This is a genomic window from Algibacter ulvanivorans (genome assembly GCF_048381495.1).
Taxonomy (GTDB): domain Bacteria; phylum Bacteroidota; class Bacteroidia; order Flavobacteriales; family Flavobacteriaceae; genus Algibacter_B; species Algibacter_B ulvanivorans.
Map to the genome: position 1 here is coordinate 1 of NZ_JBLWGD010000080.1, position 285 is coordinate 285.

A 285-nucleotide genomic window follows, 5' to 3' on the forward strand; every position below is an offset into this window, starting at 1 on the left:
ACTTGTACGCAAACTGTGACTGTAACCGATAATATCAATCCGACTTTTGTAAACTGTGCTGCACCGGTATCTGTAAATGTTGAGGCTAATGGCTGTTCTACAGATGCCGCTAATGTCAATCTTGGAACGCCTACTGTGGATGATAACTGTAACACAACATCCATATCTAATGATGCACCTGCCTCATTCCCATTAGGAGAAACAACGGTCACTTCGACCGTAACCGATGGTGCTGGTAATACGGCCACTTGTACGCAAACTGTGACTGTAACCGATACTATCAAT

At 43.9% G+C, this 285-nt stretch carries 1 protein-coding gene; it reads left to right on the forward strand.

The window, feature by feature from the left end; translation table 11 throughout:
• Positions 1 to 285: HYR domain-containing protein (locus tag ACNG5D_RS16040; RefSeq protein WP_418184536.1), on the forward strand; the 285-nt coding region annotated here is incomplete at both ends.